8 protein-coding genes are annotated in these 11,885 nt (G+C 34.6%); 7 read left to right on the top strand and 1 reads right to left on the bottom strand.

Annotation, left to right across the window (positions count from 1 at the left end; genetic code table 11):
• Positions 1 to 559: 559 nt before the first annotated feature.
• The 5 genes from ACTJIP_RS22480 to ACTJIP_RS22460 all read left to right on the top strand — a co-directional run bounded on the left by ACTJIP_RS22480 (position 560) and on the right by ACTJIP_RS22460 (position 6,907).
• Complete coding sequence (locus tag ACTJIP_RS22480) at positions 560 to 1,726, top strand: T9SS type A sorting domain-containing protein (RefSeq protein WP_440705122.1); 1,167 nt, start codon at positions 560 to 562, stop codon at positions 1,724 to 1,726.
• Positions 1,727 to 1,852: 126 nt separating this feature from the next.
• Positions 1,853 to 4,504 carry a 4-alpha-glucanotransferase gene (locus tag ACTJIP_RS22475; protein WP_440705121.1) on the top strand — a complete coding sequence of 884 codons (2,652 nt, stop codon included), beginning with the start codon at positions 1,853 to 1,855 and terminating at the stop codon, positions 4,502 to 4,504.
• Between the two features lie 139 nt (positions 4,505 to 4,643).
• Positions 4,644 to 5,633 (top strand): hypothetical protein, encoded by a 990-nt coding sequence (locus tag ACTJIP_RS22470; protein ID WP_440705120.1) that lies wholly within the window; start codon positions 4,644 to 4,646, stop codon positions 5,631 to 5,633.
• A gap of 187 nt (positions 5,634 to 5,820) precedes the next feature.
• Positions 5,821 to 6,270, top strand: a complete 450-nt coding sequence (locus ACTJIP_RS22465) for a hypothetical protein (protein WP_077413793.1) — start codon at positions 5,821 to 5,823, stop codon at positions 6,268 to 6,270.
• Between the two features lie 127 nt (positions 6,271 to 6,397).
• Complete coding sequence (locus ACTJIP_RS22460; RefSeq protein WP_047374012.1) at positions 6,398 to 6,907, top strand: ferritin; 510 nt, start codon at positions 6,398 to 6,400, stop codon at positions 6,905 to 6,907.
• 78 nt (positions 6,908 to 6,985) lie between these two features.
• On the opposite strand, the gene ACTJIP_RS22455 is transcribed toward ACTJIP_RS22460, so the two are convergent.
• Positions 6,986 to 10,126 (bottom strand): UvrD-helicase domain-containing protein, encoded by a 3,141-nt coding sequence (locus tag ACTJIP_RS22455; RefSeq protein WP_440705119.1) that lies wholly within the window; start codon positions 10,124 to 10,126, stop codon positions 6,986 to 6,988.
• Positions 10,127 to 10,308: 182 nt separating this feature from the next.
• Here ACTJIP_RS22455 and ACTJIP_RS22450 point away from each other — a divergent pair, with 182 nt between their 5' ends.
• Complete coding sequence (locus tag ACTJIP_RS22450) at positions 10,309 to 11,055, top strand: hypothetical protein (RefSeq protein WP_428168043.1); 747 nt, start codon at positions 10,309 to 10,311, stop codon at positions 11,053 to 11,055.
• Positions 11,056 to 11,874 carry a hypothetical protein gene (locus tag ACTJIP_RS22445; RefSeq protein WP_440705118.1) on the top strand — a complete coding sequence of 273 codons (819 nt, stop codon included), beginning with the start codon at positions 11,056 to 11,058 and terminating at the stop codon, positions 11,872 to 11,874. It abuts the gene before it with no gap.
• Positions 11,875 to 11,885 lie beyond the last annotated feature (11 nt).

The raw sequence follows: 11,885 nt of genomic DNA, 5'->3' as shown, positions 1-11,885 counted from the left end.
TTTTAAAAAATCCTTTATCTTATGATAAAGGATTTTTTTTTTGCGTTATACCCAAACACCCAAACAAGCACAACCCTAAAAGATAAGTAATGAGCAATAGATATACATCATTGATACATATTCCACTCCGTAGGAGTCTATACAATACCTTTTAAATTTTATAATTAAGTAGATCTAAGATTATCAATTTATCAATCACTTAAATATTAAAACATCTATAGTATTCCTTTGAACTCTTAAGATTCTAATAAATAAGCCTTGATTCCTACGGAATGACATAATCGGAAAAAGAGATATTAGTTCGATTTAGAACTTATAACTTATCACTTATCACCTCTCACCTCACTGATCTTACTCCTCACTTATCTGTTATAGTGCATTTAAACTATTACAGTCACCTATCAAACTGATTAAACAGGAAGAAGAAATGACTGATAATAGCTGTGTATTCATTAATTTATCATCAACTTTATTCAAATACCCGGGATTTTTGTTTTTTAACTTGAAAATTGTGTAACTTAGTATTATCAAAATGATTACGAATCTAAAAATATATAATATGAAAAAACATTTATTCCCTCTATTTTTATTGCTATTCGGTGTGAATGCACAAGCACAGCAGGATTTCTTTGCGATTGCTGGAAAAGAGACTCAGAGTATTACTTTCAATGATTTCCGCACCATTGATGCGGCTAATGGAACTTCCGGAGAGAAAGTTTTTACAGCAGATTCTTCAGCAAAAGTATTTTCCCAAACCAGAAGAGGCATTGTAGCTGAAGATAAAAATTCTTACAGTAATTCTCAAGCAATAACCTTGGCTGCCCTGGCTTATGATTCTTCGAATAATAATCTGGTGTATATGCCTATGTTTTCGTCTAATATCTATGTTTTAAATCCACAAACTAAGGAAATTACATTGGTAGAAAATACTGTGGCAAGAGTATCGTCATGTGATATCAATTCTCATGTTACAAGAATGGCAACAGGGTATAATGGAAGTATTTATGCCATGAATAATGCGGGAACGCAGTTTCTGGAAATCAGTAAAAAAGGTGGACAATATATAGTCAATGATCTTGGGATTGTCAAGGATGATCCGACTAACGGTAGAAATTCATTTACAGCTATGGAAACCGGATTTGGTGGAGATATGATTGCTGATGCAGATAATAATTTCTATGTTTTCGCAGCTTCAGGAAATGTTTTCAAGGTTCTGACAAAAGATTTAAAAGCCAGATTCGTAGGTAAAATTACCGGAATTCCTGAGAATTATTCTGTCAACGGGTCCGCTGTAAATGCTCTTGGAAAAGTGGTGATTGCCAGTGCAAAAGGAGCTGCCCTATATGAGGTAGATCTCACAACTTTACAGGCTAAGCAGCTTCCGGGAGAACAGGCGCTGCATATTTATGATCTTGCGAGTAAATATTTTGTGAATGATAAAGCTTCCAGTATCAATGCTGTGGCAGCTAATCTGGATATTTATCCGACAAAGGTAGATGAGCATTATATCAACGTTCATGCTAATAAGAATATAAAAGGTAATATTAAACTGAATATCTTTGATATGTCAGGTAAAAATGTGATGACTCAGGATCTTTCTGTAAAAGATGCTTCGTTGGATGAGAAAGTATATCTTAAAGGATTGGTGAGTGGAGCTTATATTGTAAATATTACTGATGAATCCGGAAAAGCAATATTCAATAAGAAGATTCTCGTAACAAGATAATTACAAAATATAATTAAGAATATAAGGACCTTCTCAAATCAATTTGAGAAGGTTTTTTAATGATTATTTGATATTCAATAAGTTTTATTTTTCGATATTAAAATGTATTTTTATAAAAAAATATAGATGAAACTATACTTTAATGTAGGATATATTGTAAAAGCTGGAGAAAATTTGCAGTTGGTAATTGGTGAAGAAGGAGCTGCAGTACATATCCATACTATGTTTTATGCTGAGAATGGTTTGTGGAAATGTGAAGTTGACAATTTCTCAAAATCTATTTCTTACCAATACCGGGTAGTCAATGAAAAAGGCAATGTATTAAGAGAGGAATTTGTTTCGCATCATCTTAATTTTCCCCATAATTATAAGGAGTTTATAGTTTTTGACGAATGGAATAACAAAAATTTTCCTGAAAACTATTTAAACAACAAAATCCTTTACAACAAGCTGCATGATTTTGTTCCCGAAAAAATAACGGTTTTAAAAAAACATACTCATTTATTCAGAATAGAAGCGCCTATTTATAATCCGGATTGGAGAATTGTACTCTTTGGAAGCACTGCATCCTTAGGAAACTGGAGTTATGAAAAAGTTATTCCCCTGCATCAGACAGATTTCGGAATGTGGGAAGCTTCTGTAGAAATTCCGGAAGATGAATTTATCCAATTCAAATATTGCATTTATGATACCAAAGAGAACAGAGTCATTGATGTAGAAACAGGAGAGAACAGATTTACGTTAGCTAATCTATTAAGTGATGTTCTGCAGATTGTTTCCAATCATTATTTTAGATTCAAAGGATATCAGATGTATCATGATGCCGGAGTTGCAGTTCCCGTATTTTCTTTGAGAAGTGAAGACGGTTTCGGTGTAGGAGAATTTGCGGATATTAAAAAATTAGCAGATTGGGCAAAAGAAACGAATCTTGGTATTATTCAGATTCTTCCGATCAATGATACAACAGCAAATTATTCCTGGACGGATTCTTATCCTTATGCAGCAGTATCTGTCTATGCTCTGCATCCACAATATATCTCTATAGAAAAGCTTGATTATTCTTTACCGAAAGAATTAGTTGATTCGTATTTAACTGAAAAAGAGAAATTAAATGCTTTGGACCTGATTGATTATGAAAAAATGATCGAAGGTAAATGGAAATATCTTACTGCTGTTTTCTATGCAGAGAAAGATAAAATCTACAAAGACAGAAACTTCAAAAAATTCATCAAGGATAATGAATATTGGTTGGTTCCCTATTCTGCATTCTGCGTGTTGAGGGACAAATATAAGACACCCAATTTCAACGAGTGGAAAACCCATAAAAAATATATTGCAGGAAAAATTTTACAGTTTTTCACAACGAAAAATAAAGATTATGATATCTCAATGCTTCATGCCTGGGTACAGTATCAATTGCATGTACAGCTGAAGGATGCTGTTGACTATGCCCATAACCTGGGAATTTCGTTGAAGGGAGATCTTCCGATTGGAATTTACAGATATTCCGTAGAAGCCTGGACAGAGCCGGAATTATTCGGGATGGATTTTCAGGCAGGAGCACCTCCTGACCAATTCACAGAACTTGGACAGAACTGGGAATTCCCGACTTACAATTGGGAAGCTATGAAAGCAGATGATTACCGATGGTGGAAAAACAGGTTCAAAGCGCTGGAACAGTATTTTGATGCGATGAGAATTGACCACATTCTTGGTTTCTTCAGAATATGGAGAATGCCTGTTTCTGCCGTACAAGGAATTTTAGGGTACTTTTATCCGGCTGTTCCTATAGTTGCGGAAGAATTTAAAGCCTGGCAGATTCCGTTTAATTTTGATAGGTATTGTAAGCCTTTTATCAACAATCAGATTTTATGGGACTATTTTGGAAAAGATAGTGGGAAAGCTCTTGAATTTATGGACCGCAATGCAGACGGAACCTATGTATTCAAAGAAGAATTTGATTCCCAGAGAAAACTGGTTAATTTCTTTAAGAAGAAATCATATGGCTCGCTTGAGGAACAATTGATTTCTCTGTGTGCCAATGTTTTGTTTTTAACAGAAGAGAGAAACGGGAAAACAGTTTATCACCCAAGGTTCAATGTGTACAATACAGAATCTTACAAACATCTTCCTGAACTGGAGCAAAAAAGTATTTATGATCTGTATCACGATTATTTCTTCAGAAGACAGGATCATCTTTGGTCTGAAAAAGCAATGGAAAAACTTCCCGTTATCCTGAATGCCACTAAAATGCTGATTTGCGGTGAAGATCTGGGAATGGTTCCTGCATGTGTACCGGTTGTAATGGACGAATTAGCTATCATTGCTTTGAAGGTACAGAGAATGCCTTCTGAAAATATTCCTTTCTATAATCCTAAGAATGCAAGCTATATGAATGTAGTGACAGCATCTTCACACGACAGCTCAACCTTGAGACAGTGGTGGAAAGAAGATCCTGCTCTTACACAAAAATATTTCAACCAGCAGCTGATACAGTATGGTAAAGCCCCTGCAGATTTGAACCCTCATCTTGCTGAGATCATTATGAAGCAGCATTTATATAATGATGCTATGCTGGCTATTTTCCCGATTCAGGAATTTCTGGCAACAGATGCAGAACTCGCTAATAAAAATATTGATAATGAAAGAATCAACAATCCTGCGGTTTTCCCACATTATTGGCGTTACAGAATGCATATAAAACTGGAAGATCTTAAAAAGAAAGAATCTTTCAATGATAAGATTGCTTTTTGGATAAAAGACAGTGGTAGAATGTAAATTTAACACCTGATTATCAATTAGTTAAAAATATTTTAAAAGAAGTTTGATCTTATGATTTAACTTCTTTTTTTTATTTGTATCAAAAAGATAGAATTAAGATATTCTGCTATATATTAACCAATTAACGACTATAGAGATGAAAAAAATATTTTTAGGATTAGCTTTTGGGTTGGGCGTTTTGACGTCAGCTCAGCAGTATCCGAACAATGGTTGGGGTGATGATGGTTATTATCAGAATGGAGATGGCTATTACAGCGATGAAGATGACAGAAATTATTTCCCTGACGATTATTATTACAATTATCCTCAGGACTATTATCCAAGTGATTATTATCAAAGCTATTATAACGACTACAGAGGAAGCATTATTAATATCGACTGGAACGGATTTTTCGTACAGAACAGATTAAGCCGCTGGCAGGTAGATCAGATCATGAGACTTAATAATCTGTATGCAAGTTTTACAGCATGGAATAATTTCTACCGATATAACCCGGACAGATGGTATTATGATAGATTTTATGCTATGGAAAGGATATTAGGACCAAGAGTATTTGTTGTTTTCCAAAATAACTATTACAGAGGTTCCAGCCCGGTTGTATATTTCCAGAATTACAGAAGATCATATTATGGACCAAGATATACTGTAATGCCAAGATATAGAAATATCAATATCAATATTTACAGAGTAGACAGATCAAGATTCCGTAGAATGGATAACCCTACTTTTGATATTGTCAGAAGAGACAACAGAGGTGGTAATGGTTTCAGAAATACGAGAAGCGAAAACTCCGGTGGCTTCCGTGATAATAATGGCGGCTTTAGAAATAGCAATGACGGGAATAGAGGAAACGCTGACAATAACGCAGGTTTCAGAACTAATAACAGCGGAGGATTCAGAGGAAATTCTGATAATGGAGGAACCCGAGGAAATGCTGAGAATAATGGAGGATTCAGAAGTAATAACGGAGGCGGTTTCAGAGGAAACAGTGAAGTGAGAAGAGAAGCTCCTAAAAGAGAAGATAACGGCGGATTCAGAGGAAATAATGGAGGAGGCTCCAGACAAAAATCTGAAAGTTCTAACCGTGGTAATGGAGGCTTTAGAGGCAGCTTAGTAAAGAATTAATTTTCATATATTATATTTAAGTGGTGTGAAGGGCAGGTTTTTATAATCTGTCCTTTTTTTTGTTTATTTATTGATTTATTTTTATTAAAATTTAACATTATTTATGAATTTGTTAATTTAACTTCTGTTTTAATTAATAATCAAAAAGGTATAATAACAACATAACAATTAATTAAATTTTAAAAAGATGAAAAAATTAGTTTTAGCAATAGCATTTATCGGAATGGGAAGTTTTGCAATGGCACAACAGACTACAACTCCACAAGACAGACAGGCAAGAGGCGCTGAAATGAAGCAGAAAATGGAGCAGAAACAACAGGAACGTCTTGCAGAAATGCAAAAAGACCTTAATCTGAACCAATCTCAGGTAGCGCAGGTAAAAGCCCTTCAGGACAAAAGAAATGCTGAAAGAAAAGCTGAGTTCGAGAAAAATAAAGGAGACAGACAAGCTAAAATGCAGGAAATGATGGCCAAGAAAGCACAGATGGATGCTGACATGAAAAAAATTCTAAACCCTGAGCAATATGATAAATGGCAGGCTGACAGAAAAGCAAAAGCAGAAAAAATGAAGATGGCAATGAAAGAAAGAAAAATGATGAAAAAGCCGATGAATACAGGAGCAGCTGATGTAAAATAGCAGCCTGTAATTTTAGTTTTTTAATGTGATAAGGATGGATGTTTTTCCATCCTTTTTGTATTAATTTTCTTTAAAACCTTTGATTTCGGGCTTTTATTCCTTATTTTTGACTATAAATTTAATACTTATGGTTAGCGAAAAAATTGCAAAATTAATTAACGAACAAATAGCCCACGAACAATACGCCGCTCAATATTATCTTTCAATGTCTGCATGGTTTTCTGGAAAAGATCTGGATGGAATTGCCAACTATTTCAGAGTACAGAGTAAAGAAGAATTAATGCACGCAGATAAAATGTTTGATTATTTGAATGATGTAGGCGGGGAAATTATCATCGGAGAAATTCCAAAACCTCCACATGAGTTCGAAAATGCTACGGATATTTTTGAGAAAGCATTGGCACATGAGAAAATAGTAACTAAAAGTATTTTCAATATTGTAAAAAATGCAAACGATGAAGGAGATTTTGCAACAACATCATTCCTGCAGTGGTTTATCAACGAACAGGTAGAAGAAGAAGCCAGCGCTTCTCAGTACGTAACGAAAATCAAAATGGTATGTGATAATCCATCAGCACTATACCTTTTTGACCAGGAATTGTCTCAGAGAGTATTTGTTCCTGCTACAACAGCTTAAGACCGAAACTTCTTAAAAATATAAAACCGCTATCCGATAGAATAGCGGTTTTTATTTTTTTTATCTGAATAGGAAAATTTAAAGATAAATAATCTGAGTTTTAAGAACCTTTTTCCCCAGACGTTCAAGAATGTTTTTATAGCCTTCTACCTGTGCCTCATCTTTGGTTTTCTGTTCACCTGTTTTAAAATCAACAATGATATAACCTTCCTCACCTTTTAAAATACGGTCAGGCCTGAAGATATGACTTTCCCCGTTTTCAGAGATCATAATGTCTTTCTCATTGATCACTTCCCATTTTTCATCAAAGAATTCTGCATAAGTCTTCACGATCTCCTCTAATGTAAGCTGTATTTCATTTTTTTCCTCCAGTGTAATCTGGCCTTCCAGCGCATAGCCTTCCAGCACCTTTGATATATCTTTTTCAGTATTGATTTTTGATAAAAGCTCATGAACAAATAGCCCGATCCTTACCTTTTCATTTCGTACCTGATAGTTTTTAGACGGTGTCGCAATCTTGATAGATGTACTTTTTTCATTAACATTCTTAAGATCCTGAATATTCTGCGTTTTAAAAGATGAACTTTTATCTTTCGAGTATTTTTTCAGCAGTTCAGGATTCACTTCATACACATCAAACTCATCAGACTGTTCAGTATTTTTTGTTTGAAGGAATTCAAGAAGCTCAAGATTATTAGAGGTCTTATTGGCTTTCTGAAGATAGAAAAACAGCTGCTCAACGGGTCTGGTAGTGGCAACATACTGCAGACATAGCCTGTCAATCATGTTTTTATAAGCATTTTTACTGTTAAAAAACAGAATTTCCTCATCATAAACTTCCAGATTCTTATTAAACTGATTGATGTTCACGGATTTTAAAGCTTCATTTTCATTTGTATCAAACCAGTTGGTAAATTCATTATCCCGGTTTTTGTTGATCATAGGAATAAAAACAATAGGGAACTCCAGCCCTTTGGACTTGTGGATGGTCATGATCTGAATGGCATCAATGTTTTCCGAAGCCTGAATGGTGTAAGAAGAAGCTTCTTCATCCCAATATTTCAAAAATTCCTTCGTACTGGCACCCGCATTCTGGGTGAAGTTGAAAAGCATTTCCAGGAAATTCAGTAAAAAGTCGGTTTCTTTGTTTTCAACAGAAAATTCGTTGATGTAATATTCTATAAAGTTATATAGATTAAACCTTGGAAAATTATCCTGCTTAAGCTGCAGTGAATATTTCTCCTTAATAAACTGAAGTATTTCTTCATGACCTTCAATGTCCAGAATTTCTTTCATTTCTAAAGTGAAATCCGGCATATGAATTTTTCCCAATGTATTCAGATGATACATCATCATAATCAGGCAATGTTTATTCTTAGGATTAAGTTCCCATCGCAGAAATTCAATCACAGCCTTTAAAGTATTGGAAAGTTCTAGTGTAAGACCTTTATCGGAAATCGTTTTAATATTCGTTTCCTCACCGCGATATTTAACTTTTAAACTTCCCAGTTTTTGAGAGTAGCTGAAAATATCAAAATTTCCACGACAAAGAATAGTGATGTCAGAAAACTTAAAGCCATTGTCCAGACATTCCTGAATATCTTTCCGCATTCTTTCTGAAGTATCATTGTAGAACTCTTCATTCGTAAGATTGTTGATCAGGTTCACCTTTACACGTCCGTCAAACTTTGATTTTGGACTTTGCTCGGCATCTTCTCCGAAAATATTCTTATGTTCTTCCAAAAGTCCTTCAGAATGGAAACGGTACAGCTCATTGTTGAACTGTACAATATTTCTGGCACTTCTCCAGTTGTCCTTTAACACAAGAAGATCAGCTTCCTTAGGTGAGAATTCTTTTTTGTTGATAATATCCAGCATCAGTTTACTCTCTCCACCACGGAATCTGTAAATACTCTGCTTGGGATCACCCACTAAAGTAAATGAAGTATATTCCGTAGAAACACTGTGATCTCTCAGCGGAACAAAATTCTGCCACTGCAGTTCTGATGTATCCTGAAACTCATCAAAGAAATAATGCTGAAACTGTGATCCTACCTTTTCATAAATAAAAGCAGAAGGTTCATTTTTAAGATTTTCATTGATCAGAATATTAAATTTAGAAAGAAGAACAAGATCATTTTCCTCTTCAATTTTTTGAAGCTCATCCTGAATGTCCTTATTTACCTTTAAGGGAAGAAGAGCCGACAAAACTTTTTCTTTCTTCTGGGTTTCAATGTACAGAAGGATAAGTTTCATTCTGTTATCAAGAAGTGAGTCAAGAATCTCAAAAATCTCAGACTCTTTATGCTTTGACTTGGAAGATGCTCCCTTTCTGTAATTATTGATGACAGACTCTTCCTGAGTAGTAGGAAAAGGAAATCCGGTTCTTTTCTTTTGGTAAAAATCTATGACTTTAGTAAAGAAGCCTCCAATTCCGTTTTTACCCTGAGCAAAATCTTCAATATCAATATTTCTGGATTTGAATAATTCAATAGAACTGGCTGCAAGTTCTGCAGACTGTTTTTTGTTGAGAACAATTTCTTTACGAAGTGTATTCTTTATATTCTCGTAATTGGCATCATCAAAACTCTTATTGCTTTTCAGATGCTCATAGTGAATATCCTTTACAAATTCTTTTGCCGAATCATAAAGGTTTTTGTTAAGATTAATTCTTTCATTGTTTTCAAGACTATAATCTACATAGTCCATGAAAGAATTGGAGATCGTTTCATTCTCCCCAATCTGGTCTAGCATCTTATCAACGGCTTCTATCAAAAAGGGTTCAGCTTCAATTTCAAGATTAAAATTTTTAGCCAGTCCCAATTCATAAGAAAAGCTTCTTACCAGCCTTGAATTAAAACGGTCAATAGTTCCGATATTCAATGTGGAATAATTGTGGAGAACGTAATCCAGAAGTTTCTTAGAACGGTGATGCAGCTCATCAATCGTAATTTTCAATCCCTGTTCTTCAAATGCTTTCTGGATATTTTTCAGATCTGTATTCTCTGCATAGTCTTTAGCGGAAAAATTTCCTAACCATGATAAAATTCTTTCCTTCATCTCGTTCGCGGCCTTATTCGTAAAAGTCAGAGCGAGAATATTCCTTATCGACTGCTGTTGATTAGGATAGCGGAGACAGATCATCAATAGCCTTTGTACCAGAGCATATGTTTTCCCGGATCCGGCAGAAGCATTGATGACTGTGTAAGAATTTTGCATTGTAAAGAGAGAATTGAGACTGCAAGTTAGCTAAAATTTAAAAGAAACTTTAACAATTTAATCAGGCTATTTAACAGTTTAGAAGGCAAAAATCAAAAAGAAATATTAAAACGCGTTAACTGTGGTTAAACTTATGGTATACATTAAAAATAATTTTAGCTTTGTTCTATAAAAAACAGCCAGTGAAACTCAAACTATTCTTTTTTCTATCCTTTATTTTTTTTATACATACCCATGCCCAAAGTTATATATTCGGAAGAATTACATCTGAAAATGGTGCTGAAATGGAAGATGTGAATGTAATCAATATCCGTACTGATGAAATCGTAGTTTCCAACAGAGACGGTCATTTTATGATTTCCGGAAGACAAGGGGATGAATTACGTTTTATCAAAGCAGGATATGAAAGACTCACGAGGAAAGTTTCTCAGGAAAATATACAATCTCCTATGAATATAAGCCTTGTTCGCCAAACTATTCAGATTCCTGAAGTGGAAGTGAAACAGGGGCTTACCGGCAATCTTAAAATAGATTCAAAGCTCTACAACAAGCCTAAAAAGGTTGAAAAGCTACTCAAAGATATGGACCAATATATGGCTAAGAAATCTGACCCGAGAATATTGGCAGCCAAGCCGGGGGAATTTGTACAGCCAAAAGGCCAGGGATTCTCTATAGGAAAAGTGAAAAACAAATGGGATGACGTAGATTTGATGAAATACATCAGAGCGAGTCTCGGAGATGATTATTTTACCAATCTTAAGATCGAAAAACCTCTGATAGACCATTTTATTTATTATGTTTTTGCAGGTGGTTTTGAGAGAAAAAAAATACTGAAGTATGGATTTTGTAGTGATGCAGATCTGAACAGGTTTCAACGTTTTGTTCTGACAAGAATTTCATCCTACCGTGCTCCACAAACTCAAAGATAGATGAAAATAAAATGTATCGGAAAGATTCTGTTTCTTGCGCTTTTTTGTATTACTTCGGGATTATGGGCGCAGCAAAAGATATCAGGAAAAGTGATCACGGGGAACGAACTGGATTTAACACCTGTACTCATTGTCAATATTTCACAAGGTAAAAGTATGTTAAGTGATATGTCCGGGACATTTGAGATTGAAGCAAAAGAAAATGATGAGATCAGATTTGTTAAAGAAGGATACTACCGTGTTGATAAAAAGATTACCAGCGAAGAAATGAATTCTCCATTGAATATTATTCTCAAAAGAATGGAAATCCAGATTCCTGAAGTGAAAATTACCTATAAGCCTACAGGAAATTTAGCGAAAGATAATCAGCATTTGAATGAATCAAAAAAACTTCAGTCGTTAAAATCTGATATGGAGGATTATATGAAAAGTCCGCTTAATCAGCCTTTACCGAATAATACCATTTCAAAAACTTTTACAGGACATGATTTTAATGTAGGGCAGGTAAACCTGTTTGGCGTATTTAATGCTGTATCAGGATTGGTAAAGAAAGCAACAAAACCTAAAATTACCAAAGCGAATTACAATGAAACTCAGGATTTCCTTAAAAGAGTAAAAAATCAGGTCAACCTGAATTTTCTGAAAAAATACGGAATGGATGAGGAACAGATAGATACCTTCCTCCTGTATGCAGAAAAAACACGTTCACTGGCAAAGAGATACAGGAAGGATTTTCAGATAAGTGTTGTAGAGTATGAGCTTAAAACAGCATTCGCGGAATACAGCAAAACGAATAAATTAGAGGGAACTAAAGAATAATAAAAGTTGGG

The organism is Chryseobacterium sp. 22543, from assembly GCF_052044565.1.
Lineage (GTDB): Bacteria > Bacteroidota > Bacteroidia > Flavobacteriales > Weeksellaceae > Chryseobacterium.
This window is presented reverse-complemented; position numbering and strand designations above follow the sequence as displayed.

Excerpts from the sequence above, each read along its gene's own strand:
- ACTJIP_RS22470 (WP_440705120.1), top strand. The coding sequence starts at position 4,644 with ATGAAAAAAATATTTTTAGGATTAGCTTTTGGGTTGGGCGTTTTGACG.
- ACTJIP_RS22480 (WP_440705122.1), top strand. The coding sequence starts at position 560 with ATGAAAAAACATTTATTCCCTCTATTTTTATTGCTATTCGGTGTGAAT.
- ACTJIP_RS22455 (WP_440705119.1), bottom strand. The coding sequence starts at position 10,126 with ATGCAAAATTCTTACACAGTCATCAATGCTTCTGCCGGATCCGGGAAA.
- ACTJIP_RS22475 (WP_440705121.1), top strand. The coding sequence starts at position 1,853 with ATGAAACTATACTTTAATGTAGGATATATTGTAAAAGCTGGAGAAAAT.
- ACTJIP_RS22445 (WP_440705118.1), top strand. The coding sequence starts at position 11,056 with ATGAAAATAAAATGTATCGGAAAGATTCTGTTTCTTGCGCTTTTTTGT.
- ACTJIP_RS22460 (WP_047374012.1), top strand. The coding sequence starts at position 6,398 with ATGGTTAGCGAAAAAATTGCAAAATTAATTAACGAACAAATAGCCCAC.
- ACTJIP_RS22465 (WP_077413793.1), top strand. The coding sequence starts at position 5,821 with ATGAAAAAATTAGTTTTAGCAATAGCATTTATCGGAATGGGAAGTTTT.